Origin of the sequence: Edaphocola flava (genome assembly GCF_004118155.1) — a bacterium.
GTDB classification, from domain to species: Bacteria; Bacteroidota; Bacteroidia; order Chitinophagales; family Chitinophagaceae; genus Edaphocola; species Edaphocola flava.
The window spans coordinates 75,615-100,250 of record NZ_SAIQ01000002.1 but is presented as its reverse complement, the minus strand read 5'-3'; the positions used below and the strand labels follow the sequence as shown (position 1 = coordinate 100,250).

Below are 24,636 nucleotides of genomic sequence, written 5' to 3'. Positions count from 1 at the left end.
ACCACTGCTACCAAATGAATATCAACAAAATACAGCATAAATATTCTGCTTATATCTGAGATCGACCCGCCTTTTTAGGCACTTGCTACAAGCTTGTCGGCATATTTTACCATAATCGCCTTATCTTAGTGCCTGAATAGCAAGGATTACTGCTTATGAGTGAGATTAAAGATATATTCCTGGAGAAAAGTAAGGAGAAGGTTAACGATGCCAAACATCGCAAAACCATTGCGTTTAATATTGACAAGTACAATACGGCGGTAGTTAACGGAAAGAAACAGTATGCAGACCTGGAAATGGCGCGCAAAAGGGCCAAAAATATTAAATGGAAGGCTATTGAAGAACTGGACAGGCACCTCGAAACCTTCGAAAAGAAATTCTGTGAGCAAGGCGGGAAAGTAATCTGGGCAGAAGATGCAGATGAGGCACTGGCCGCTATTGCTGAGATCTGTGATAAGGTGAAGGCGAAAAGTGTGGTAAAATCCAAATCGATGGTGACGGAGGAAATACACCTGAACCGATTCCTGGAGAAGCTGGGCCTGGAGTCTGTAGAGACTGATCTGGGTGAATATATACAGCAGCTCGATGATGAGCCACCGTACCATATTGTGACGCCTGCCATGCACAAAAGCAAGGAGGATATCGCAGAACTGTTTCACCAGAAACTGGGCGTGGCCCCTAACCTGAGTCCTAAAGAACTGACCCTTATTGCCAGGGAGCGCTTACGCTCTAAATTTATAACTGCTGATATCGGTATTACCGGTGGCAACTTTATTGTTGCTGATGCCGGTGCTATTGCCCTGACTGAAAATGAGGGTAACGGCAGACTGACCACTACCTTACCCAAGGTGCATATTGCCATTGTGGGCATTGAGAAGGTCATCCCCTCTTTAAAAGACATTGCTCATTTCTGGCCACTCTTATCTACGTTTGGAACAGGTCAGAAATTAACGGTATACAACACCTTGTTTTTCGGACCTAAGACCGCCAATGAAATGGATGGTCCGGAAGAGATGTATGTGATCCTGCTGGACAACGGACGTACCAATCTGCTGCGTAAAGAGGTAAGGGAGAGTATGTACTGCATCCGCTGCGGCTCTTGCCTGAATGCCTGCCCGGTGTATAAAAATATCGGTGGCCATGCTTATGGTACAACCTACAGCGGACCTATCGGTGCGGTGATTACGCCACACCTGACCAGTATGCAGGAAAACGGTCACCTGAGCTTTGCCTCCAGCCTTTGCGGTAACTGTACTGAGGTATGCCCGGTTAAGATCAACATACATGAGATGCTGCTGGAGAACCGTAGTATTTTTGTAGATGAGGGCAACAGTGAGGTAAAAGAGCGGTTGGGCTGGAAGCTGTTCCGCACCGGAGTCTCCTATCGTCCGCTGATGAATATGGCGAGCAGCAATATGAAGAATAAAGTATTCACAAAACTGTTTGCACCGATGTGGGGCGAATCGAGAGTTACACCGGTATTCCCGAAAAAGAATTTTGCTAAAATCTGGAAAGAATACCAGAAAAATAAAACGACTTAAAATATACAGGCTGCCTCAGGGCAGCCTGTATATTTTAAGTCGTTACTCGGTCATAAATCCTTAAAAAGGAAAAGCTTATACAAGATTTTCTTATCTTCGAGTTTGCAGTCTGCAGCTGCTGCAGTACGGTATACACAAGACATTTATAATAGATGAACAGAATATTACTGGTAGAAGATGAAGCTCATGTGGTCTCTTTTATTACAAAAGGACTTAGTGAGGATGGTTATGAAGTCAGTGTTGCACTGGATGGCAAAACGGGCTTGTCTATGGCAGATCAGAATGGTTTTGACCTGATCATCCTGGACATCATGCTCCCGGAAATGAATGGTCTTGAAGTATGTAAAGCCATTCGTAAAAAGAATACCAAAGTGCCGATCCTGTTTCTTACGGCTTTGGGCACTTCAGAAAATGTGGTGATCGGCCTGGAGGCCGGAGCAGATGATTACCTGGTGAAGCCCTTTAAATTTATAGAACTGGTAGCCCGTATCAAAACCCTGCTGCGCCGCACCGGCAATAATGATCAGGAGCACCTGCACCCCGAAGAGCAGGAGGCTATATATACTATCGATGACCTGATCCTTAACGATTATACTAAAAAGGTAACCCGCGACGGTATAGACATACAGCTGACCAGCACCGAATACCGCCTGCTCTTGTATTTTCTCCAAAACAAAAACAAGGTTCTGTCCCGTATGGAGATACTGGAGAAGGTCTGGCATGTAGACTTCAATATGTCTACCAATGTAGTGGACGTTTATGTCAATTACCTGCGTAAAAAAATCGAGGGATACAATCAGGGTAAACTGATTCATACCGTTATCGGTATGGGGTATGTACTAAAGAGTGAATAGCAGTTTAATTTTCCCGCATGGCAAAAATCAACATACAATTCAAGGCAATCATGATGCTGTTCTTCTCCATCATTGGCCTGACCATTATTCTTGGTGTGATCGTGTATATCTCGATCAATAATTATATGTATGATGATTTCTTCAACACCCTTAAGATCCGGGCCAATACGGTGGCAAAGATCAGTATTGATGCGGCACACCAGGACTCTGCGTTCGTATCGGGCTACAATGCCATTCATAAAGAAGTGGCGGAGAAACTTAAAAATGAGAACGATTACGTTTTCCAGGCATCAGAGCCTGTTGTAGCACAACAAAAGAAACTGGCCGACTCTGTTGCCGTTCCGCTGAACTTCTTTACTACCTTGTACAAAACAGGCGATGCGGAATATACACATGGCAAGATCCTTTACAAAGGGGTTTTGTATCGCTATCGAGGCAGCACTTATTATGTAATCGCATCTGCCGAAAATTATTTCGAAAACAAGCTGATAAAATACCTGCAGCGTACCCTGCTGGTGTCCATTGCGATTGCTACGCTGATTGCACTGATCGCCTCTGTATATGTATCCAAAAATATATTTAAACCCATCAACAGGATTACCAACAGGGTAAAACAGATCAGTTCCGAAAACCTGCACTTACGCCTGGATGAGGAGAAGTATAACAATGAACTGAATAAGCTTATCGCTACGTTTAATGATATGCTTAACCGTATCGAAACCTCTTTCGAAACGCAGAATAACTTTATCAGCAACGCATCACATGAGCTGCGTACCCCCCTGACGGGCATTATCGGTACGGCTGATGTATGCCTCTCCAAGATCAGGTCTACGGAAGAATATATCGAGACGCTTTCTATCATTCTTGACGAAGCCGGCAAGCTGGACCGTAAGACCAAAGCCCTGCTGTCATTGGCCCAGACCGGGTTTGACGGCAAAGTACAGAAGTTTGAAAAACTGCGTATCGATCAGTTGTTATGGGATTGTATTGCCACAATCGAGAAACTGGATCAGCAGAATAAGGTGTATTTCGATACCAGCCTCTTACCTGAAAATTCAAAGAAACTAAGGGTGGTGGGCAATGAGCAATTGCTGCACCTGGCCTTTACCAATATCATCAGTAATGGCTGTAAATATTCCGACAACCAGATGGTGCATGTATCCATTGGGTCTTCTAATGAAAAAGTATTTATCATCATCAGAGATACCGGCATCGGCATTCCTAATGATGAACTGAAGTATATCTACGATCCGTTCTTCCGCGCATCTAATACGAAGAACTACGAGGGTTATGGTATAGGCCTGCCCCTCACCCGCAATATTATACGGATGCACTCCGGCAAGATAACCGTAAGGGCTATGGAGAACAAGGGTACTACGGTACAGATAGACCTGCCTATTGCAAATGATAATTAAACGCAAAATCTGCTACAGAACTGTTAAGAAACGGATTCTAATCCGATTCTAATTTCACCCCTTTTATTTTAATCTGATTCTTACATGGCTCTTAGGAGCCTCTAATGTGCCCGAACTACTTTTGCATTATACATCAAAAAAACGTTCGATTATGGCGCACAAGATTTTATTGCCAACCGATTTCTCAATTGAATCCTTAAATGTATTAAAGCATTATTTACAGAAAAGTAGTAAGGAAGCAGTATTGGATGTTGTACTGGTACATGGCCAAACCTTGTCTGATTCTATAAGCGACCTGCTTTTTTTCTCTAAATACCGCATACTGAAAGAGCTGAATATTGAGCACTTTGAAGATGCTGTGAAAATTCTGCAGAATAAGTACGACAGCAAATTACGTAATGTTCATATCGACATTTTTACCGGGCATAACCAGAGTGCTTTTGAAAACTACCTTACCGGTAACAGGATCGATGAGATTATTCTTTCGGAACAATTGACCTTTAAACCTCATAACAAGAAGAGTTTCGACATCACCAAATATGCACTTAGGGCTGAAACGCCGGTCACTAAACTGAATTGTGAACAGGAAATTCCTAAGAACGCAGATACGGCAGATATCTCTTCCCTATTCAACAATAACGTGGCCCTAAGCCGCTAAATACAACACATTATGATACTGAGAAAAGTAATATACACCCTGGCCTTTTTGCTGCTGTTGAGTCCGGCATACCTGCTCTTCACAAAACTGAAGACTCCGGAGAAAAACTTTTTAGGTATCTGGAAAGAGGCCGCCTGGGAATACAAAGAAGCAGACCGTTTCCTGTTGCACCAACTGGCCGATAAACAGAACAGGATCGCCACTGCCAATGAAGAAGACGTTCGCATCCATACCGGTGAAACCTGGAATTTTAAAAAAAACGGTGTTTTACTACTGACCAAACATGACGATACGATCAAAACCATGAGGTGGTCGCTTAAAGGAAGGGGCAATGTACTGGAGATTACCGATGGCTCTGTGACAGAGCACTATGATATCTCTACAGTGGAAAACGACAAGATAGAACTGAATTACTTATCAGATATGCATGTAAAAGAATCAGCAAAATTAATTTTTGAGAAGACTTAAAGAAAGAAATTATGTTACGGAAATATAGCAATAGCAGAACATTAAGTGATAACATCAAACTGGGCACCCTTACGGCTTTCGTAGCCGGCATGGTGAATGTAGCCTCCTTCCTGCTGTTTTTTTCCTTTAGCTCTAATGTAACCGGATATTATGCGGTAATGATGTCGGAGCTGATCAAAGGTAACCTGTATCAGTTTGCAGTGGTGGCCATATGGATATCTTCCTTCTTTTTCGGAAGCTTTTTATCCAACTTTATCGTAATCCACTTCAATAAGCGTAATGCTTACCTGGCGCATGCTATGCCCATCATACTGGAGATGGCTTGTTTATTATTTGTAGGTGTCTACGGCAGCTATTATTATAAGGATACGCTTATGGAGACTGAGGTGCTGCTGTTGCTCATGCTTTTTGCTATGGGACTGCAAAACGGCCTTACTGCAAGTATTTCCAACTTCGCGGTGAAGACAACCCACCTTACCGGTGCTACTACAGACCTGGCTATACTATTCTCTATGTTTACCCATAAAGAGTACCGCAACAAACAGCATATTATAGACAAGGCAAAACTCCTCGTAAGCATTTTTGCATCATACCTGGCTGGAGCCCTTGTATCGAGTATGGGATACAGTTTCCTGAAGTTTAAAGTATTCTATATTGTGAGCTTGTTCCTGCTGTTTGTAATTGTGTATGACCTGTATAAAATAAGATCTGTAAACCGACTACTGAGAATACGTAAGAAAGGCGAGGAAGAAGAAACCCCGGAAACGGAAAAGACCGGTACTAAAAGTTCTAAAAATAACAGAAATGAAATGGTACTGCAATAGCAGTACCAATATAAAGACGTTTTGTTCTACATATAGTAGGTGTATTAGGGTGGCAGATTCTTCTGTCACCATTTTTTATGCTTATTAAGGATGGTAGGCATATGCAATTTCGTATGGCTGGTTTTTATACTTTTCAGCCATCTGCCCTATCTTCAGGTTGCGGGCCTGTGGTGTAGGCTCGCAGATCACATATTCCTGGTTGTTGTAAGACACAGTTTTACCCTTCGTTTTATCCAGCTTCACCGCCAGCATTACGTGTGTGGGATAACGCACGACAACCATGGGCAAATTGTAAATTTCTTTTACCAGGAAATAGAATAAGGCTATGCGGTCATCGCAATCGCTTTTGTCATTGATCAGCGTAAGCTCAGGAGAGAAGCGCTGTTCTTTGCCTGTAGCTACAATATCACTTTCATACTGAAAAGCATTCCGCACAAATTCCATCAGGTACTCTACACCCTGGCTTTGCGACATTTTTTTAGTCACTTGTTTCAGTTTAGGAATCAGCGTGGCATACGTATTGTTGCTCAATGGAATATTGAAGTAGGCATCATAATCCAGTACGGGATAGTTGACAAATAAGGTATCAATAGACTTGTTTACTTTAATGTCAAACTGGTACTCCACATTATTAAATGTAAAATCGATCAGTTTATTGGTAAAGTTATTATCCGTGAAATCGGGCAACTGGTTTATTTTATAAGAGAATGATTTTAATGCTACTGTACTAGCCGGTAAAGGCACGTTATATAATTGCTGATGTTCAAAATCAACATCTTTATAATCATGTTTATTCAAACAGAGATATGCTTTGTTTTCGTACATAAAGAAAGGTATATCATACACCTCCTCATTGCTCTGCACATAAAACAATAACCGCTCTCCGATTACAGCCAGTCGTACATCAAAACCTGATGCGCGCATAAGATACCATTTCAGTAAAGTGTACCCTTCGTAATTATCTGGTTTGTGATAGAAATAATTGGCTGTTCTGCGTACCATCTGGTAGTACATCCAGTCGCTCAGCTGATGGGCTGTTTTATACTCATTTAATGCGGCGGCCACCTGCCGGAAACTACTGTTATCAAATGCAGCTGCATACATAGCAACCTTATCTGCAGTAATAGGGCCTTTTACCTGAGGATAATCAACCTCAATGGCCGGAATCTGAAATGCTTCTTTGTAAATATCAATAGTCTGCGCATAACTGCTATAGCCTGCCAGTAGCAGCATACAGCTTAACGCCCATTGATATCCTGTTTTCCATAAGCAATTCACAATATAAATATACGAAAAAATAAAAAGGTAACAATTAATTAATATTGATACTCCCCTATTTTAAGCTTCCTGTAACGATCATTATTCTGGTGATTTATTGGGGTAATGATACACTAATGATGAAAATCATTCCAACATCCAGAATGCCTTTCCGGAAAATGGAACATAAAAATCAAAAACACACGCGTAATCAATTGAATATCAATACGTATTTCCTTTGGCACGGTTATGGCATATACTCTCCCAAACAATCTTTACAGATTTAGATATTGAGTATTAATTGAAGTCTGGGTAAAACCATTTTGGTTTAAAGAGGTAAAAGAAGCAGTATGATAGAAAAAAAACTATTGATAAATATATGTAATAGCGATTATGTTAACCGAAGTTAACGTGATGTTATATAGCATATTTTACTTTAATTTATTTGTACATACAATTACTTTTGCGGCCTGATAATTACATAACAATCATTTAATAATGAATTAAGCATGTAATTATAAACACCAACCCAACCCTATGAAAGCAAAGAGTACTCCAGATTTATTAACCATTTGTTTAATCCCCTCAAACAAAATTCATGAAAACATCGTTTTTCAAAAGAGCTGTATTATGCCTGACGGCAATCACTTCCTTCTCTCTCTCTGCACGTGCAGATGTAGCGTACACTATTAGTCCGATCGTTTCTACTAACGGGTATACGGTAAACACACAAATCACAATCACCGGTATCGATGTAGTAAACTATTACGGACCTGGTAACTTTCAGTACAATATCAAGCTGTCGTACACGAATACCATTACCGGTCCCGGAAGCAACGGCATATTTTACTCTTACCAGGTATTTTTTGCCAAAAACAACAACTATTTCCAGAGTGCACAAAGCAATTCTGCTATTCCGTTGAACACCCGTACAGGTACCATGACCTCTTATGGTCCTAATAATGGTACAGCTTCAAAAGTTACCGGAACAGGTCTTTATACAGACAATGATGTAATTAATGATATCGTGGATGGCGTAAAACTGGCTGTAAATGCACCGGGTGTAAATACAACTGCTACAGGAACACCTACTGCTGTTGCCCCATTGCCAGTAACGTTAAGCAAATTCTCCGTTGCTGCTAAAGGACAGAATACAGTACTGTATTGGGAAACCTTAAGTGAGCAAAACAATAAAGGTTTTGAAATCGAGCGCAGCAATGATGCCACATCATGGACAACGGTTGGTTTTGTAGCAACACAAGCTGTAGCAGGTAATAGCAAAGAAGCTTTATCATATCAATACGCTGAACTGAATACTGGTAAAAAAGCATACTATCGTTTAAAGCAAATAGATATGAATGCAGCATATGAATATTCTGCTATCGTTTCTGTAGAAGGTAGTAAAGCTACTAAAGCTACTGTTATGGCGTACCCTAACCCGACAAGCGGCAATATAAGCCTGATTGGCTTAAGCAATACAGAGCAGGTATATGTTTATAATAACCTGGGCCAGGTACAGCAGGTTGCATCTGAGCAAGGTGCTCAGCAAACAAACCTGAACCTGAGCAATCTGTCAAACGGTACTTATTATATCCTGGCAGGACAGGAAAAATTCAAAGTAATACTGCAAAAGTAATGCTCTGTTACAATATATAGAAAAGGGAATGCGTCAAACGCATTCCCTTTTCTATATATTAATCTTGTATTGCTAATATTAGTTCTTGATCAGTTTGCGGGTTGCAACCAGTGAACCGTCAGCAGCAACTACCTGTACAATATAAGTACCTTTTGCAAAAGCAGCTGTATTGATCTGAGCTAATTCGCCGTTGATATTTGCAACAGCAACTTCAGCACCGATTACATTGTACACTTTAGTATACTTTGCTTTCAGGTCTTTGTTTACAAAGATTGTAACATCATCCTGAACAGCAGGGTTAGGATAAACTGTTACTCGGTTATCATTAACCTTGATAGTGTTGATACCGGTTGGTGTTTTGGTTACGATGAAAATACCAGTATCAGACTGCGCATTATTATATACACGTACTTTTAAGGTTCCCACACCATTATCTGCAGTAGTAGGAATTTTGAAAGCAGGCTCAAACAGAGAACTATCTCCTACCGCAATCGGCTGGAATGTTTTAGGAGAAGTAATGTACTGTGGAATCTGGCCTTCTGTCAGACAGGTTTCGTTATCACAGAAAGTGTATAAAGTCCAGGCAAACGGAAAATTTTTCTCCACAATCTGCCATTTCAGATCTGTGATTGGCGCAGCACCAAGATTTCTTACGTAATTGATCAGTTTCACTGCACCATCATCCCAATTGGAACCAGCATAACCTGGAGTAGAGGCAGTCATCGTAGGACGAGCCAATTCAAAAACCTGAGCTGAAGCGGATGTCAATCCTATCCCAAAACCAGCGCACAACAGTGTAAAAACTTTTTTCATAATTTAATATTATATCAATTTTTTTAAAAACTTATTATCAAATTTAAGTATAAATTCTATATAAAAACGAAAGGCCAATAAATTTTATTGGCCTTTCGTAGTGTTTATATTAAAAAATATTATTTTTTAACAAATTTTTGTTGTGTTTTTCCGTTAGGAGTCACAATATTCAGGAAGTAGATACCCGCTGGTAAAGCAGTTACATCCAGTTTAGTGCTTTGAACACCATTGCTCATGTTCTGAGCAACCGGAGCCATTACTTCTTGGCCTAAAGCATTCATTACAGTGAACGTAACTTTAGTAGCTTTAGTCATTTCCATTTCAACATTCAGTTCATTAACCACTGGATTAGGATAAACTTTGATGCTGTTTTCTGCAACTACATCACCAATAGCAGTTGGTTCACCTACACGCAAATTAACATCATCGACGAAAATGTTGTTACCATAACCAGATGTTGTTCTGAATGCGATATAAGCATCAGTAGGAACGTTGGTCATATCAATAGATCTCAGTTGCCATTTATCAGCAGCAGGTAAATAGTTAGAACCAGTAGGAGCAGCAGTAGCTAAGTTAGCCTCTTGTTGAGACCAAACAGAAGTCCAAGAAGTACCACAATCTGTAGAATATACTACTTCCAGTTTATCACCTGAAGTTTGACCATTCTGATCAATATACTGTGCATAGTTCAGATAGAAATCTAAAGCTTTAGCACCAGCAGGTAAAGTTGTTTTAGGGAATATTTGATATCCGCTAACACCAGCAGGCAGATTGAAACAAGGATAGTATAACATATAGTTTGATCCATTACGACCTAAACCTTGACTAGAGGCACGATTAAAAGGATAACCATTAGCCGGAGCATATGCAACCCATGAAGTATTAGCTGTTTCAAAGCTATTTGTCAGAGGAATATTAACAGCATTTGCGTCAAGTACAGTTAATGTACCTGCACCTTTATTATCATAATCATTCAGATCAATCTTAGCATTTGGTAATGCAATAGAATCCTGGATAGCAATCTGACCTGGAGTAGTGATATTGATAGTAGGTAAAGTGAAGTTAGCAGTTGCACCTGCAGCCAAGTTACCATTCCAAGTAGCTGTTTGCCATGCGCCTGAAGTACCTACACGGTAGTAAACAGTAGCGGTAGTAAGCGTAGCTGTACCGGTATTTTTGATGGTTGTAGTAATATTATTCAAGGCTGCTGGCACCTGACATAACAAATTAGTAGCAGGAGTTACCGCAGTGATTGATGCATCAGCCGCTGGTTTAGTGATCGTGATGTTGCCTGTTTTACCTGCTTGCAGCACCTCTTTAGTAGTTTCGTTTTGCAGGAAAGCAACGAACATACGTGTAGGAGCTGTAGCGCTTACGTAAGAAGGAATAGAACCTGTAACAGTGTATGTTCTTACCTGACCAGCAGTCCATGCAGCATCTACAGTCTGACCATCCGCGTTAGGATACATCTGACGAACTACATTCTGGAAGTGAGTTTCACCATTGCTACCAGGAGCAGTTGCATATTGCAGCTCTTCAGCTAATGCAAAACGTAATTTTAAGTTATTGGTAGTATTAGCAGCAGTAGCAGTTACTGTTACAGTTGCAGTGAAGGTTTGACCATCAGCATTGTAAGTAGGGTTGCTTACTGCAATAGTAAAGTTAGATGCCTCAGCAGCAGCACCATCAATGATCGCCTGTGTAGTCATGCTGATGTTACCTGCATTAGAACCTGTACCTACTACTTTACCGTTGATACGGCCATATGGCGCGAACGGTACAGAATAATAGCCCATACGGTTATCGGTAAATACAGTGTTAGTCAGGTATATAGATCCCGCAGAAGGAATCGGAGACTGATATTTCAGTAACAGTACTTTTGAAGGGTTAGCATTGATTAAAGTCATCAATGCAGGATTCAGAGCAGCACAAGGAGCACAGTTTTCACCAGAGAACTCTTCGTATAATGCTAATTTTTGCGCATTAGATACTCCGGCTAAAGTCAGGAATGTACCTAATAAAAGTAAACTTCTTTTCATTTTCAACAACGTGTTTTTTAACAGTTAAATAATGCTATTTTAATAATCGGTTAAATTATAGAAGATGAAATTATACAAAAAATGCTAATAAAAAAATATTTTTTTTTACAATTTGTTTATTTTGACGCATAACATGTTTTGTTACAATACTTTTGTGCTTCATAATTATTTTCGTTGAAGCAGCAATTATCATATACCGAAGCGGTATCCTTTATGATGGATCAATTGCCTATGTTCTCCAAGATAGGCGAAAAGGCTTTAAACCCAAGCCTGGACAAGATTAAAGCTCTGGTAGCCCACCTTGACCATCCGGAACAAAAATTCAAAAGCATTCATATCGCCGGTACAAATGGGAAAGGCAGTACCAGCCATATCCTGGCAGCAACCTTTCAAAAGGCAGGTTATAAAACCGGTTTATATACCTCTCCGCACCTCATAGATATCCGTGAGCGCATTCGCATCAATGGCATGCCCATTACGGAGGCGCAACTCGCTGCATTTATCAATGACCATACAGAGCTGATCACAGAGATCAAACCTTCCTACTTCGAATTGAATGTGGCTATGGCTTTCCAGGTATTTGCCGACGAAGCGGTAGACATTGCTATTATTGAAACCGGACTGGGTGGTACCTGGGACAGTACTAATATTATTATACCGGAACTATCGGTCATTACCAATATCAGCCTGGACCATACGCAGATACTGGGCGATACGCTGGCGAAAATTGCAGGCGAAAAAGCAGGTATTATCAAACCCGGCATACCCGTAGTGATCGGATTGAGCCAACCGGAAACAGAACCAGTGTTTTCTAAAGTGGCGATCTTAAACCAGACCAGCCTTGTATTTGCAGACAAATTATTCGATGCCGTATACGCCGGCCGATCGGCCAGTACTCAGGAACTGAAGATCGTTGATAAGGCGCAGATGAGTATCCTGAACGTGAAGACCGATCTGCTGGGCAATTTCCAGGCACAGAATATTATTACAGCACTAACGGCTGTCCGCCTGATGCAGCAAAAGGGTTGGAACGTATCAGAAGAGATCTGTATTGATGCACTGCAATCCGTAAAAAAATCGACAGGTTTACGAGGCCGCTGGGACTGGATTCAGACAGGACCGAATATTGTTCTTGATGTGGCCCATAACCCCGATGGTATTCATACAATTATAGGCCAGTTGGAGCAAGCTGTCTTTAAAAGTGGTAACTTACACATCGTTACCGGATTTGTTGCAGATAAAGATGTTCCACAAGCCCTGTCCATCATGCCCGCAACAGCCAGGTACTACTTCACACAGGCACAGGTACCCCGTGCCTTACCTGCGGCAACCCTTACCCAAATCGCAGCAGAACAGCATCTTCAGGGTGCAGCATATGATACAGTAACCGCAGCTGTAGCTGCAGCACTGAGCCATGCACAGGAAGAAGACACTATTTTAATTACCGGCAGCTTCTTCATAGTTGGAGAGGCCCTGGACTACTTAGATAAAATAAAAAAATAAGAACTATGCAGAAAATAAGTACATTCCTGGCCACTGTTGGTGCCGCTTGTCTGTCGCTTACGGCAATAGCACAAGAGCCTATGGCCGGAATTAAAATCGGAGCCAACGTTTACCGAACAACCGGTGATCAAATTGAAAATAACTACAAGGTTTTCCCGTTCGGCGGGGTATACCTGGGCATCAGGGGCGAGAAAATGAGCCTGGTGGCAGAAGGTTTATTTACCCAGACGCGCATGATTACCGGCGATAACTTTAATGATATTTACCACGCCTATATCCAGAATGGCAAGGAGCAGGTGCGCAATGCAGCATTTGATTTTACAGAATTATCTGTGCCGGTATTGTTGGGAGTTAAAGTATTCCCGGCTACCTGGCTGGAGTTTGGCCCACAATTTACCAAAGTGGTGGACATGAGTGACAAGGATAATATCCTTACTGAAGTGAAGAATGTTTACAAAGAAAGTTATGTATCTGGTGTTGTAGGCCTGAAAATAAGGCTGCCGCTGCATCTTAACGTATCGGCACGCTATGCATTCGGCATTTCTGACCGCAATAATACTACGGTAGATGAACGCTGGAGAACGCAGCACATCCAGCTGGGTGTTGGTTTCGGACTATAAAATCCTGATAAAAGAGCATAAAAAAAGGAGGGCGACTGCCCTCCTTTTTACCTATATTATTTCTTCTTTTTCTTCTTTTCCAGGTACTCCTCTTCGGCTTTCATCAGTGCTTTCCAGTTATTGTCCTTTACGTCTTCTGTAAATACAATGGTGTCTGAATAGGTAGCTGCATCGATCTCCAGTTCGTTGATCTTCTTACCCAGGTATTGCTCAATATCTTTCAGTATAGCCAGCTCATCTTTGCTGCAGAAGGTATAAGCGATCCCCTTAGCCATGCCACGACCGGTACGTCCAACACGGTGTACATAATTTTCAGACTCATCCGGCAGGTCATAATTGACCACATAATCCACATTAGGAATATCTACACCACGAGCATTCAGGTCGGTCGTAATCAGTAATTTTACCTCACCCGATTTAAACGCATCCATAATCTCTGCACGTTCTTTCTGATCTTTGCCACTGTGCATGGTCAGGGTTTTGATCTCTACCCGGTCCATCGCTGCTGCAACACGCTCTGCACGCACTTTGGTACGCACAAAAATCAATATTTTAGCTTCGGGGTGTTCTCTTACCAGTCGCTCCAGGAAGAAGCGTTTATCATCCTTCTCTATATGTGCCACGAAGTGGGTAACATTTTTCGACACAGGATCTTTCGGAGAGATCTGTATACGGATCGGGTTGCGCACAATGCTGTAGGCAATCTCTTTGATCTCACTATTGATCGTTGCAGAGAAGAACAGGGTCTGACGGTAATCCGGCAGAAACTTGATCACATCACGTATATCTTTGATAAAGCCATAGTCCAGCATCAGATCGGCCTCATCCAGTACCAGTATCTCGGTGTGGTTAAGGTTCAGTTTTTTCTGGTAGATCAGGTCAAACATACGACCCGGAGTAGCAATCAGGATATCGGTACCATTCTGCAATTGCTCGATCTGGTGATCCTGCTCTACCCCACCCAGCAAGACGGTAGTCTTCATCCTTGTATACTTTCCTATGCTGCGGAATACGCTGGCAATCTGAATGGCCAGTTCGCGCGTAGGCACCATTACCAGGCATTTGGCTTCATTTTCCTGTGGCGGATGTTTTACATACATCAGTTTGTGCAATATCGGTATCACAAAAGCGGCCGTCTTACCGGTACCTGTCTGCGCTACTGCCAGCACATCATTGCCCTGCAGTACTGGTCCGATGGTCTTAAACTGAATATCAGTCGGTTTCCGGAAACCCAGTTCTTCAAGGCCTCTTTTCAGTTCTGTGGCTATCTGGTATTGTTCAAACTTCATATATGCTTAATCGGGTATTTATCGGGGAAAAATTAAAATTATTGCTGCAAAGTTAGGGTAATAAAAAGACAAAGGCCGGTTTTATAACCGGCCTTTGCATTTATCGTCAGACTAAATCTTATTTAGAGATCAGTTGTGCGAAGTATTTAACGGTACGAACCAGTTGAGATACATAGCTCATTTCGTTATCATACCAGCTAACTGTTTTTACCATTTGGTAATCGCCAACAGTTACTACTTTAGTTTGTGTAGCATCGAACAGAGAACCGTAAGAAGTACCGATGATATCGCTGGAAACGATTTCATCTTCGTTGTAACCGAAAGATTCGTTAGCAGCAGCTTTCATTGCAGCATTTACTTCTTCAGCAGTTACTTTTTTACCCACAACGGTAGTTAATTCAGTCAGAGAACCTGTAACAGTAGGAACACGTTGTGCACCACCATCCAGTAAACCTTTCAGTGCAGGTAATACTAAACCGATTGCTTTTGCAGCACCTGTAGAGTTAGGGATGATGTTTTCTGCAGCAGCACGAGCACGGCGCAGATCACCTTTTGAGTGAGGAGCATCCAGTGTGTTCTGATCGTTAGTGTACGCGTGTACGGTAGTCATCTGACCAACTTTGATTTCAAAGTTATCGTGCAGCGCTTTAGCCATTGGAGCCAGACAGTTAGTTGTACAAGATGCACAGCTGATTACTGTTTCAGAACCATCCAGGATATCGTGGTTTACGTTGAATACTACAGTTTTCAAATCACCGGTAGCAGGAGCAGAAATTACTACTTTTTTAGCACCTGCAGTAATGTGAGCTTGAGCTTTATCAGCATCAGTAAAGAAGCCGGTACACTCTAATACCACATCTACCTCATGTTGTCCCCAAGGAATATTTGCAGGATCTTTCTCTGCATATATTTTGATTTCATTACCGTTTACTGTAATTGCATTATCAGAGCTGGTAACGTCCTGGTTGAAACGACCCTGAGCAGTGTCGTATTTTAATAAATGCGCCAACACATTTGGTTTGGTTAAATCGTTGATGGCAACTACCTCAATACCTTCCAGGTTGAAGATTTGACGGAAAGCTAAACGTCCGATACGACCGAAACCATTGATGGCCACTTTTACTTTACTCATTTTTATAAAAAATTTAATGGGTGTGAATGAAAATTTGTGCAAAGGTATGCAAAATAAATATTACATAAGGGACAAGAGGGGATTTAGCCAATTATTAGCAATAATTGTATGCAATCCGGGTATATATAATACAAAAAACATATAAATCAGGCAAATCCATCGCTCCTTTATCAAGAAACACTGTAATTTTTGTACCTTCATTCTGCATATTCACTTAAACACAACCATTTTTTATGAAGATAATTCTACTTTCCGCTTTAGCCCTTCTGCCCCTTTCGGTATTGGCACAGAATAAACAAAAAACATACACGGAAGAGTTTAAAAAAGAATTCATGGATGCCTGCGTCGGTTCTGCCACAGAAGGTGGTGATATTTCCGAAAAGATGGCAAAAGAATACTGTGCCTGTTCTTTTGAGCTCCTGTCTAAAAAGTACACCATGGATGAAGTAACCGCCATTTCGGAGAAAGGCGAGGAAGAATCAGCAGCGATTATGCGTGCAGCGACACAGCCCTGCCTGGATGAACTGGTCAAGAAGCTGAAAAAAAATAAAGATTAATAAGCTTCATTGAAATCAAGCCATCCTGTTACATAAACCTAAACAATGCTATAAATGAAAAAGATCTTATTATCAGCCCTGATCCTGCTACCCTTTACCTTGTCTGCCCAGAATAGGAAAGAAGAAAAGGCCTTTAAAAAATCCTATATAAATGCCTGTGTCAACTCTGCAACAAAAGAAGGCACAATTTCTGAAAAACTGGCTAAGGAGTATTGTAACTGTACACTGGAACGCTTATTAAAGAAGTATTCATACGAAGATCTGGCTGTAATAGGCGAGAACCTGGACGCAGAACAAATGAAAAAGCTGCTGGACGACACGCTCCCATGCCAGGAAGAACTGGCCAGAAAACTGAAGGCAAAGAAAGATTAGATACAAATCACACTAAAAAGGCGCTGTGCACAGCGCCTTTTATATTTAAAATTGAAATGCCTTGATTTTAGGACTGACGATCAGCTCCCGGGTAAAGGCATCATGATCAGAGCGCTTACCCGCTACCGTCCAGCTGCTGTTAAGCACACTTTCAGTATTTTTTTGTCCTTCCAGCGTATAGCGCAGTTTATGCTGCTCAAACAATTGCTGACAATAGGCAACATCATCAAGATTGGCAGTACTGATTTTATACAGCCTCACACGATTACGATCATCGATTAATCTTTGTAACGGAAAAAGGAATGCCAATACCACCAGTACAATGATCGTACCCAGGATGGCCAGGTACAAATGCCCGGAGCCGGCACACATACCCAGAGAGGCTGTAGCCCAGATAGTAGTTGCAGTGGTAATACCGCCTACCTTGTTATCTTCTTTGAAGATTACCCCCGCACCCAGAAAACCGATACCGGTTATGACATTGGCCGCAATACGATCATAGCTCTGCACTCCTATCTTTATAGACAGAATGGTAAACATACAGGACCCGAAAGAGACCAGTATAAATGTACGCAGGCCGGCAGACTTGCCTTTATACTCTCTCTCTGCACCAATGGCCAACCCGATCACAATGGATAGGATGATCATTACAAATTCTTCGTAGAGGATGCCAATAGAGTACACATTCATAGTTATACTGTTTTAATTTAATTGCTAAAATAGTGCATTTTACAACAGCTTATAAACGAAAAGATCTCATACAGGCCTGTATGAGATCTTTTCGTTTATATTATTAAGTTGTTTAGTCTTTTCTTGCTTTTGACGGGAATACCGAAATGTTGATATAGCGTGAGGGATGTGCCTTGAGATCTGCAGACAGTTCACCCAATTCTTTAACTGTTTTGTTCACGTTTTCATACAGTTTAGGGTCATTCAGCAACATGCCTACAGTACCATCTTTGTTATCCAGTTTGGTCATCAGGCCATTCAGCTTATTAGTCGTTGCCTCCAGGTTATCAATGGTCTGCTGTATTTTGGCCTGCGATAACTGATTCGTTGCTACCTGTGCATTCTCCAGAATTGCATTGATCTTAGCATTATTATTAGCCAGATTAGCCGTCAGTGCATTGGTATTTTTCATGGTCATATTGGCATTCTCCATAACCGCAGTAATGTTGCCGGATTGCTGAGATAAAGCTCTGGACAATACTTCCAGCTGCTTCATCGTGATTTCCAGTGCCGCTACACTCTGATCGATATGCTGTCCTGTACTTGGTGTTACCACCCCTTTCAGGTTGGCCATCAGGGTATCTGCATTAGCCATTACGCTGTTTACATTACTGATTACAGAAGGCATGTTTTCAGACAACTGATCCATCATACCAGAACCAGCCATTGTTTTCAGCACGGCACCTTCCGGTGCTATCTGCGCACTCTTGCCGGCAATCAGTTCCAGGTTTTTTACCTCAGATAATAAGCCAGATGAAGTCACCTGTAATAAGGAGCCAACCGGAACTTTAAAATCATCCGTAACGGTAATTTTAATCTTGAATTTCTGATCTTCGGTCATCTCAATATCTGAGATTTTGCCAATTTTATATCCATTTACCAGCACTTTACTGCCGGTAGTCAATCCTTCTACATTTTCGTAATAGGCGTAGTATTCTTTATCTTTAGCAAACAAGCTGTTTCCTTTCAGAAAATTAAAACCCAGGAATAATGCGACAATGGCACCCAGGGCCAGCAAGCCTATCTTAATCTCATTATTTTTTTTACCTTCTGCCATATAAAGATTTTAGGGCCCAAAAATAGCCAAATATCTAACACCACCATCAAAATAAATGATTACCAATTAGGATAATCATTGTTCCAGTGCCACGGTTCTGTTTTGGAACCGACCTTAAACAGTTTATCAAGAGCTATATTCAGGCCAAACTCATTATACGCTCCGGCGGTAGCCATAAAGGAGCGTGCATAATGCACCTGAAATTTATTGAGGTATAGCCCTGCACCAAAAGAAAAACCGGCAAGACCCTTAGTCTCCAGGGTACTCAGTTCATTACGGCGCAAGTGGTTATAAGCCACGGAAATACCCAGGCGTTTACCTATAGTCAGCTCTCCGCCGATCGTGAGATGGCGGAACAGTTTATCAGCAAAGTATGTTTTATTATCTGCAGTGGTATCTGCTCCGAAAATATTGCTTTTCTTATCTGCAGGGTTGTTATAACGGATGTCCCACTGGTACAGGTGGTGTGCAACCACAAATAGCCTCAGCGGTACATTTTTCAGTGATTTGGTCAGCCCTATTTGCAGATCAAACGGCAATGGTTCTGCCGGATTATTCGGATTGTACCGTTTCAGGGTAACTCCCATATTTTTGGCCACAATACCCAGCGTAATGCCTCTGGCTGTATCAAAATAGGTAACCCCAACATCTCCGAGCAGCGCACTGGCCGAACGGTCGGCAAGTGTGGAATGTGCCCATTTAAGGGTAACTCCATAACGCCAGTGCTCTTTATACTGGCGGGCAGCAGACAGATTTAAGGCAAAATCGCTGGCCCTCACCGTACCCAGGTAGCTTCCGTAAATATCTGTTGCCTGAAAGGTGCCGTAGTTGATGCTCTGCACCCCCACCCCAAAGGTGGTCTGCAGTTTAGGGGAATGATATGCGTATTGCAGATTGGTGATCCCGATATCTGCATAATAAAGGTTATGATTTGCCGACAGCTGGTTGTGAATACCCGGTCTGTACAAAGATGGATTCTGCATTGCCAGAGAGACATCAGCCTCCGGATTGGCCGGCGCTAGACCGCCTAATGCAGAGACGTGCGGACTGTTGGACATATTCAAAAATTCAAATGCCCTCGCCCCTCCAACTACCTGGGCCGAGGCTTCAACAGTGCTCAGTCCGGTTAGTAAGGCAAGAGAGATATATGTACAGTATTTAATATTCATAATAAGGAAACGAAAAACAGGCTGTAAAGTGTATACGCCCGACTGATAAACAAAAGCTGAAATTTATGGATACAAAGCATCAATAATATCGGTACTCACACCGGTAAAGGAGAATCCGCCGTCATGAAACAGGTTCTGCATGGTTACGTACCGGGTAAGGTCACTGAACAGGGTAATACAATAATCGGCACAGGCATCAGCAGTAGCATTACCCAAAGGTGCCATTTTTGCTGCATAATTAAAGAATTTATCAAAACCAGTCACTCCGCTGCCGGCTGTCGTCACCGTTGGCGATTGAGAGATGGTGTTGACCCTTACTTTCTTCTGCTTACCGTAGATATAACCAAAGCTGCGGGCAATGCTTTCCAGCATGGATTTGGCATCTGCCATATCGTTATACCCCGGAAATGCTCTCTGAGCGGCAATATAACTCAATCCTACCACCGATCCCCATTCATTAATCGCATCCTGCTGCAGGGCCGATTGCAGCAGCTTATGAAAGGATAATGCGGAGACATCAAGTGTCTTCAGAAAATTATCATAATTGGTGGCTTCATAAGGAAAGCCTTTGCGCACATTAGGAGACATACCTATAGAATGCAGCACGAAATCAATTTTCCCTCCAAAATGGTCCACAGCCTGCTGATACAGTGCAGTAAGGTCTTCCGTACTGGTTGCATCAGCACCGATCACCGGAGCATCGTTACATAAAGCAGCCAGTTCATGGATTTTGCCCATGCGCAGGGCAATCGGGGCATTGGTCAGAACAATGTCTGCTCCATGCGCCACTGCTTTAAGCGCCACCTGCCAGGCAATAGAACGCTCATCCAGTGCACCGAAGATGATGCCTTTCTTCCCTTGTAATAATTGAGGTACCATGAAGAGAATATTTGGGTAAAAATAACAAAATCAATGGATATGCATGGTCATAGACATGGGATTAATTTAAACAACATCATTACTTTTGTGAATAGTTCATTACTTTTAATTAAATCGACAGATTGGTTATGAAAAGAATATTAGCACTTTGCTTTTGGTTAATCGGCTCCCTCAACGGGGTTCAGGCACAGACTATTTTTTACTCCAACCCACAGGATTTTAATGTGGCTAAAGACCTGTTTGAAATCGGCGGATGGAGCGGTGACCGCCTGGCTATTTTTTACACGCAGAAGAACGAATCATTCATTGACCTGTATGATGAGCAGATGAATCGTAAGGCGATTGTCTCGCTGAGTTTTATGCCGGAAAAACCGAAACAGATCTCGGTAGTACCCCTGGAGAATAAGATCATCCTGTTATACAGTGCCATGTCCGGAAGCACTGAACATTATTATGCCGCCCAGCTGGACGGACAGGCCCGCCTTATCGGCAAACCTAAAAACCTGGATGAGCAGCAACAAAACTTTTTCGGGGTCAGTAAAACCCGCTACCAGTTTGTAATTTCTGAGAACCGGCAGAAAATGGCTCTTGTAGGATACCAGGTAAGGGATAATAAATTGCAGTACCATATCATGCTCATTGACCCGAACCTGGCAACACAAAGCCTTTCGGGCAAAGCGGAATGTAAAAACAATATGGATATAGAGCAGATCCTGCTGCAGGACAACGGAACCATAGTACTGAACATAAGCGATCTGAGCTCGGGCCGCGACCAGTCTATCTCTTCCGCAGCAATCTATACCATCCGTAAAAATGAAGGAAAGAACGAGGTAAGCATCAAGCCATTTGAACTTAAAAACCAGTTCCTGAGCGGCATATTTCTTAAAGAAGACCTGGCGCACAGCGATCAGCTGTACTTTGCCGGCTTTTATAAAAGCAACAGTAATGGCGTGATTGAAGGTACCTATATGGGTACAGTGGGTCTGCAATCCGGCACAGATGCGGTATCGGCAACATTGACCGCATTTGATACCAGTATGCTGCGCAATTACAAAGGCCGCGACCGCCGCCTGCTGAATGAATACCGCGTTAAAGATATCGTGATCAAAAACGATGGTGGCTGCATACTCACTGCAGAGGCCTCTTATAGCATTACGCGTACCACCAATAATGGTATGTACAACGGTGGTTTTTACAGTATGGGATTCGGAGGAATGGGCATGGCCAGCACCAGCTATACAGAATACAATTACGGTGATATCCTGATCATGGATTTCAATAATACCTTCGTCAATAACTGGTATAATGCCATCAGCAAACAGCAGCGTACAATTGACGATTACGGCACCTACTCTTCTTACAATATGCTGAACAGTGGCGCCCAGCTGGTATTTACATACAATGACATTCAGCGCAACAGTATCAAGTTGCAGGTATCTGCACTGGATATGGATGGCCAGCTACAGGAAAAAGATATCGCTGCTACCATGAAAGGAAATGGCCTGTGGCTGCCTAAGATGAGTGTACAGACCGACAATAAAGAACTGGTGATACCGGTTGTAAAATCAAACAAGAAACTATCTTTTGCAAGATTGCAGTATTAATGACTACCCAACAATAATAAATAAGGGGCTTCATATGAAGCCCCTTATTTATTGTCAGATATGCTGAATATTATATGATCTGTACCTCACGCTCGAGGCTGATGCCAAACTTATCTTTTACTGATGCGATCACGCGCTCAGATAAGCGGTAAATATCCTCACCCTTTGCCTGTCCGTAATTGACCAGCACCAGCGGCTGACGCTGATGTACACCATAATCACCTTCGCGGAAGCCTTTCCAGCCGCATTGCTCAATGAGCCAGGCCGCCGGTATTTTCGTAACTGTATCAGAGACTACATATCCCGGAATCGCCGGATAATTGGCTTTCAGGGCTTCATAAGTTGCTTTGGGTACTTCCGGATTTTTAAAGAAGCTACCCGCATTACCGATCACTGCCGGATCGGGCAGTTTGGTACGGCGTATATGGATCACCACATCAGAAACAGCCTTCAGACTGAGGTCTGTAATGCCCTGCTGTTCTAGTTCTTCTTTTATATTACCATATGAAATATTAAAGTGCGGCACCTTGGATAAACGGAATAATACTGTTGTAACCAGGAATTTTCCCTTAAGTGCTCCTTTAAATATACTGTCTCTGTAACCAAAATTACAGGCTTCATTATTCAGGGTTTCAAACACCTGCTTGTCAAAGTTCCAGTAGGTAACAGATTCTATTACCTGCTTTACTTCTACGCCATATGCACCGATATTCTGTATGGGTGCGGCTCCTACGGTGCCCGGTATTAAAGACAGGTTCTCTATACCGGCATAGCCATGCTCCACACAGTACAATACAAAGTCATGCCAGACCTCTCCGGCACCGGCTTCCAGCCATACTGATCCTTCATCTTCTTTAACCAGCGTTATGCCCTTAATCTCATTTTTGAGGATGAAAGCATGCGGATCTTGTGTAAAGAGCATATTACTGCCACCGCCCAAAGGCAGCACAGGATAGCCTTCCGGTATAAGCTGCTGTATCTGCTCGCAATCTGCTGCAGAACGGATCACGGAAAAGAATGGTGCATGCGCCGGCATCCCGAAGGTGTTCAGGCTTTGTAAGTTTATATTCTGTTGAACAGTTAACATAGTGTCTATGGCTTAAAACGCTGGAATAAATAGGCTTATATGGCCTGTATCATGCTTACGGAAAACTTATCTGAAAGCTGCTGCAGGTCTGCGATTACGTCTTCATGTAAAGGTATACCGTTTTGCAGTCGATCCGCTTCCGCTTCACGTTCCGGATCACCGGGAATCAGTACCCGCTCTTCGCCCGGTATGGTTGCTGCATTACGGAAACGATTGATCCAGTTATCCATCTGGTCCAGGAATTCTGATTCAGGACGGAATGCATCTACGCGCATAGCGCCGAAGAAATGTCCTAATCCCTCGCCGGGCATATGCTGCGGCAAAGGCACATAGGCCGGGAATGGTGGTGCCCAGGGGCCATAAGAGGCGCCGCTCAGCACACCGGATAGTATATCTACAATACTGCCCAGGGCATAACCTTTATGACTACCATGTACCCGATCTCCGCCCAGGGGTAATAATGCACCCTGTCGTTTTAATATATTGGCATCTACAGAAGGGTTACCATCTGCATCCTGCACCCAGCCCGCAGGCGTATCCTGTTTCTTACGTTGTAATATTTCCAGCTTGCCGTTGGCCGCTGTAGTTGTAGCAAAATCAGCTACAAAAGGGGGCTGTTCCTTTGCCGGAATCGCATAAGCGATAGGATTGGTACCCAGCATCCGTTCTGTAGAGAATGTGGGGGCTACCAGCGCACTGGCATTGGTCATAGCCATACCGATCATCTGATGCTCCAGCGCCATCATTGCATGAATGCCGGCAATACCAAAGTGATTGCTGTTCTTAACCGCTACCCATCCGGTACCGGCGTTACGCGACTTTTCGATTGCAACCTGCATGGCATATGGTGCAACAACAAGACCGAGTCCCCGATCTCCGTCTACCACTGCGGTAGAGGGTGTTTCATGCACGATCTTTATCTCTGGAGTAGCATTTACCCTGCCTACTTCCCAAAGCCGTACATACCCGATCAGCCGGGCAATGCCATGACTGTCTACACCCCTGAGATCGGCGCTGAGTAATACTTTGGTTGCAGTATGGGCATCGGCTTCCGGACAACCGATCTTTGTAAATACGGAATAAGCAAAATCGTATAAATGCTGGTATGTATATTTCATGAAAGCTGAAAACGG

At 42.6% G+C, this 24,636-nt stretch carries 23 protein-coding genes; 12 read left to right on the top strand and 11 right to left on the bottom strand.

Going from position 1 to position 24,636, the window contains the following annotated elements:
• Window positions 1–155: 155 nt before the first annotated feature.
• From EMP01_RS06705 to EMP01_RS06680, 6 genes are all read left to right on the top strand, one after another.
• Window positions 156–1,541 (top strand): LutB/LldF family L-lactate oxidation iron-sulfur protein, encoded by a 1,386-nt coding sequence (locus tag EMP01_RS06705; RefSeq protein WP_129020740.1) that lies wholly within the window; start codon window positions 156–158, stop codon window positions 1,539–1,541.
• A 152-nt stretch (window positions 1,542–1,693) separates the two neighbouring features.
• Window positions 1,694–2,395, top strand: coding sequence for a response regulator transcription factor (locus EMP01_RS06700; RefSeq protein ID WP_129020739.1), 702 nt, complete (start codon window positions 1,694–1,696; stop codon window positions 2,393–2,395).
• A 17-nt stretch (window positions 2,396–2,412) separates the two neighbouring features.
• The gene (locus EMP01_RS06695; protein ID WP_129020738.1) at window positions 2,413–3,810 is read left to right on the top strand and encodes an ATP-binding protein; all 1,398 of its coding nucleotides are present in this window, start codon (window positions 2,413–2,415) and stop codon (window positions 3,808–3,810) included.
• A gap of 151 nt (window positions 3,811–3,961) precedes the next feature.
• Window positions 3,962–4,468 carry a hypothetical protein gene (locus EMP01_RS06690; RefSeq protein ID WP_129020737.1) on the top strand — a complete coding sequence of 169 codons (507 nt, stop codon included), beginning with the start codon at window positions 3,962–3,964 and terminating at the stop codon, window positions 4,466–4,468.
• 12 nt (window positions 4,469–4,480) lie between these two features.
• Window positions 4,481–4,936 carry a hypothetical protein gene (locus tag EMP01_RS06685; protein ID WP_129020736.1) on the top strand — a complete coding sequence of 152 codons (456 nt, stop codon included), beginning with the start codon at window positions 4,481–4,483 and terminating at the stop codon, window positions 4,934–4,936.
• A gap of 11 nt (window positions 4,937–4,947) precedes the next feature.
• On the top strand, window positions 4,948–5,760 hold the full coding sequence (locus EMP01_RS06680; protein WP_129020735.1) for a YoaK family protein: 813 nt from the start codon (window positions 4,948–4,950) through the stop codon (window positions 5,758–5,760).
• A gap of 84 nt (window positions 5,761–5,844) precedes the next feature.
• Here EMP01_RS06680 and EMP01_RS06675 read toward each other — a convergent pair whose 3' ends face one another.
• On the bottom strand, window positions 5,845–6,993 hold the full coding sequence (locus EMP01_RS06675; protein ID WP_129020734.1) for a hypothetical protein: 1,149 nt from the start codon (window positions 6,991–6,993) through the stop codon (window positions 5,845–5,847).
• A 622-nt stretch (window positions 6,994–7,615) separates the two neighbouring features.
• Between EMP01_RS06675 and EMP01_RS06670 the strand changes: the two genes are divergently transcribed.
• A complete protein-coding gene (locus EMP01_RS06670; protein WP_129020733.1) occupies window positions 7,616–8,653 on the top strand; it encodes a T9SS type A sorting domain-containing protein in 1,038 nt (345 codons plus the stop codon).
• Window positions 8,654–8,731: 78 nt separating this feature from the next.
• On the opposite strand, the gene EMP01_RS06665 is transcribed toward EMP01_RS06670, so the two are convergent.
• Together EMP01_RS06665 and EMP01_RS06660 are read right to left on the bottom strand one after the other, a co-directional pair.
• A complete protein-coding gene (locus EMP01_RS06665) occupies window positions 8,732–9,466 on the bottom strand; it encodes a T9SS type A sorting domain-containing protein (RefSeq protein WP_129020732.1) in 735 nt (244 codons plus the stop codon).
• A gap of 119 nt (window positions 9,467–9,585) precedes the next feature.
• On the bottom strand, window positions 9,586–11,505 hold the full coding sequence (locus tag EMP01_RS06660) for a T9SS type A sorting domain-containing protein (protein ID WP_129020731.1): 1,920 nt from the start codon (window positions 11,503–11,505) through the stop codon (window positions 9,586–9,588).
• Window positions 11,506–11,679: 174 nt separating this feature from the next.
• Between EMP01_RS06660 and EMP01_RS06655 the strand changes: the two genes are divergently transcribed.
• On the top strand, window positions 11,680–13,008 hold the full coding sequence (locus EMP01_RS06655; protein ID WP_202616016.1) for a bifunctional folylpolyglutamate synthase/dihydrofolate synthase: 1,329 nt from the start codon (window positions 11,680–11,682) through the stop codon (window positions 13,006–13,008).
• A gap of 5 nt (window positions 13,009–13,013) precedes the next feature.
• Window positions 13,014–13,628: an outer membrane beta-barrel protein gene (locus EMP01_RS06650; RefSeq protein WP_129020730.1), complete on the top strand. Its 615-nt coding sequence runs from the start codon at window positions 13,014–13,016 to the stop codon at window positions 13,626–13,628.
• A 56-nt stretch (window positions 13,629–13,684) separates the two neighbouring features.
• Here EMP01_RS06650 and EMP01_RS06645 read toward each other — a convergent pair whose 3' ends face one another.
• Window positions 13,685–14,917: a DEAD/DEAH box helicase gene (locus tag EMP01_RS06645; protein WP_129020729.1), complete on the bottom strand. Its 1,233-nt coding sequence runs from the start codon at window positions 14,915–14,917 to the stop codon at window positions 13,685–13,687.
• A 118-nt stretch (window positions 14,918–15,035) separates the two neighbouring features.
• Window positions 15,036–16,049: a type I glyceraldehyde-3-phosphate dehydrogenase gene (gene gap, locus EMP01_RS06640; RefSeq protein WP_129020728.1), complete on the bottom strand. Its 1,014-nt coding sequence runs from the start codon at window positions 16,047–16,049 to the stop codon at window positions 15,036–15,038.
• Between the two features lie 233 nt (window positions 16,050–16,282).
• Here gap and EMP01_RS06635 point away from each other — a divergent pair, with 233 nt between their 5' ends.
• Together EMP01_RS06635 and EMP01_RS06630 are read left to right on the top strand one after the other, a co-directional pair.
• Window positions 16,283–16,606 (top strand): hypothetical protein, encoded by a 324-nt coding sequence (locus EMP01_RS06635; protein WP_129020727.1) that lies wholly within the window; start codon window positions 16,283–16,285, stop codon window positions 16,604–16,606.
• Window positions 16,607–16,660: 54 nt separating this feature from the next.
• Window positions 16,661–16,978 (top strand): hypothetical protein, encoded by a 318-nt coding sequence (locus EMP01_RS06630; RefSeq protein ID WP_129020726.1) that lies wholly within the window; start codon window positions 16,661–16,663, stop codon window positions 16,976–16,978.
• A gap of 45 nt (window positions 16,979–17,023) precedes the next feature.
• Here the strand turns inward: EMP01_RS06630 and EMP01_RS06625 are convergent, their stop codons facing one another.
• The 4 genes from EMP01_RS06625 to EMP01_RS06610 all read right to left on the bottom strand — a co-directional run bounded on the left by EMP01_RS06625 (window position 17,024) and on the right by EMP01_RS06610 (window position 20,812).
• Window positions 17,024–17,668, bottom strand: coding sequence for an MgtC/SapB family protein (locus EMP01_RS06625; RefSeq protein WP_129020725.1), 645 nt, complete (start codon window positions 17,666–17,668; stop codon window positions 17,024–17,026).
• 112 nt (window positions 17,669–17,780) lie between these two features.
• A complete protein-coding gene (locus EMP01_RS06620) occupies window positions 17,781–18,764 on the bottom strand; it encodes an MlaD family protein (RefSeq protein ID WP_129020724.1) in 984 nt (327 codons plus the stop codon).
• Between the two features lie 59 nt (window positions 18,765–18,823).
• Window positions 18,824–19,933 (bottom strand): type IX secretion system protein PorQ, encoded by a 1,110-nt coding sequence (gene porQ / locus EMP01_RS06615; RefSeq protein WP_129020723.1) that lies wholly within the window; start codon window positions 19,931–19,933, stop codon window positions 18,824–18,826.
• Between the two features lie 63 nt (window positions 19,934–19,996).
• Entirely contained in the window at window positions 19,997–20,812 is an 816-nt protein-coding gene (locus tag EMP01_RS06610) for an enoyl-ACP reductase FabI (protein ID WP_129020722.1), read from the bottom strand.
• 128 nt (window positions 20,813–20,940) lie between these two features.
• Between EMP01_RS06610 and EMP01_RS06605 the strand changes: the two genes are divergently transcribed.
• Entirely contained in the window at window positions 20,941–22,416 is a 1,476-nt protein-coding gene (locus tag EMP01_RS06605; RefSeq protein WP_129020721.1) for a hypothetical protein, read from the top strand.
• 70 nt (window positions 22,417–22,486) lie between these two features.
• On the opposite strand, the gene murB is transcribed toward EMP01_RS06605, so the two are convergent.
• Window positions 22,487–23,503, bottom strand: coding sequence for a UDP-N-acetylmuramate dehydrogenase (gene murB / locus EMP01_RS06600; RefSeq protein ID WP_129020720.1), 1,017 nt, complete (start codon window positions 23,501–23,503; stop codon window positions 22,487–22,489).
• Between the two features lie 35 nt (window positions 23,504–23,538).
• On the bottom strand, window positions 23,539–24,621 hold the full coding sequence (locus EMP01_RS06595) for an Ldh family oxidoreductase (RefSeq protein ID WP_129020719.1): 1,083 nt from the start codon (window positions 24,619–24,621) through the stop codon (window positions 23,539–23,541).
• Window positions 24,622–24,636: the final 15 nt, after the last annotated feature.

Excerpts from the sequence above, each read along its gene's own strand:
- EMP01_RS06705 (WP_129020740.1), top strand. The coding sequence starts at position 156 with ATGAGTGAGATTAAAGATATATTCCTGGAGAAAAGTAAGGAGAAGGTT.
- EMP01_RS06700 (WP_129020739.1), top strand. The coding sequence starts at position 1,694 with ATGAACAGAATATTACTGGTAGAAGATGAAGCTCATGTGGTCTCTTTT.
- EMP01_RS06695 (WP_129020738.1), top strand. The coding sequence starts at position 2,413 with ATGGCAAAAATCAACATACAATTCAAGGCAATCATGATGCTGTTCTTC.
- EMP01_RS06690 (WP_129020737.1), top strand. The coding sequence starts at position 3,962 with ATGGCGCACAAGATTTTATTGCCAACCGATTTCTCAATTGAATCCTTA.
- EMP01_RS06685 (WP_129020736.1), top strand. The coding sequence starts at position 4,481 with ATGATACTGAGAAAAGTAATATACACCCTGGCCTTTTTGCTGCTGTTG.
- EMP01_RS06680 (WP_129020735.1), top strand. The coding sequence starts at position 4,948 with ATGTTACGGAAATATAGCAATAGCAGAACATTAAGTGATAACATCAAA.
- EMP01_RS06675 (WP_129020734.1), bottom strand. The coding sequence starts at position 6,993 with ATGCTGCTACTGGCAGGCTATAGCAGTTATGCGCAGACTATTGATATT.
- EMP01_RS06670 (WP_129020733.1), top strand. The coding sequence starts at position 7,616 with ATGAAAACATCGTTTTTCAAAAGAGCTGTATTATGCCTGACGGCAATC.
- EMP01_RS06665 (WP_129020732.1), bottom strand. The coding sequence starts at position 9,466 with ATGAAAAAAGTTTTTACACTGTTGTGCGCTGGTTTTGGGATAGGATTG.
- EMP01_RS06660 (WP_129020731.1), bottom strand. The coding sequence starts at position 11,505 with ATGAAAAGAAGTTTACTTTTATTAGGTACATTCCTGACTTTAGCCGGA.
- EMP01_RS06650 (WP_129020730.1), top strand. The coding sequence starts at position 13,014 with ATGCAGAAAATAAGTACATTCCTGGCCACTGTTGGTGCCGCTTGTCTG.
- EMP01_RS06645 (WP_129020729.1), bottom strand. The coding sequence starts at position 14,917 with ATGAAGTTTGAACAATACCAGATAGCCACAGAACTGAAAAGAGGCCTT.
- gap (WP_129020728.1), bottom strand. The coding sequence starts at position 16,049 with ATGAGTAAAGTAAAAGTGGCCATCAATGGTTTCGGTCGTATCGGACGT.
- EMP01_RS06635 (WP_129020727.1), top strand. The coding sequence starts at position 16,283 with ATGAAGATAATTCTACTTTCCGCTTTAGCCCTTCTGCCCCTTTCGGTA.
- EMP01_RS06630 (WP_129020726.1), top strand. The coding sequence starts at position 16,661 with ATGAAAAAGATCTTATTATCAGCCCTGATCCTGCTACCCTTTACCTTG.
- EMP01_RS06625 (WP_129020725.1), bottom strand. The coding sequence starts at position 17,668 with ATGAATGTGTACTCTATTGGCATCCTCTACGAAGAATTTGTAATGATC.
- EMP01_RS06620 (WP_129020724.1), bottom strand. The coding sequence starts at position 18,764 with ATGGCAGAAGGTAAAAAAAATAATGAGATTAAGATAGGCTTGCTGGCC.
- porQ (WP_129020723.1), bottom strand. The coding sequence starts at position 19,933 with ATGAATATTAAATACTGTACATATATCTCTCTTGCCTTACTAACCGGA.
- EMP01_RS06610 (WP_129020722.1), bottom strand. The coding sequence starts at position 20,812 with ATGGTACCTCAATTATTACAAGGGAAGAAAGGCATCATCTTCGGTGCA.
- EMP01_RS06605 (WP_129020721.1), top strand. The coding sequence starts at position 20,941 with ATGAAAAGAATATTAGCACTTTGCTTTTGGTTAATCGGCTCCCTCAAC.
- murB (WP_129020720.1), bottom strand. The coding sequence starts at position 23,503 with ATGTTAACTGTTCAACAGAATATAAACTTACAAAGCCTGAACACCTTC.
- EMP01_RS06595 (WP_129020719.1), bottom strand. The coding sequence starts at position 24,621 with ATGAAATATACATACCAGCATTTATACGATTTTGCTTATTCCGTATTT.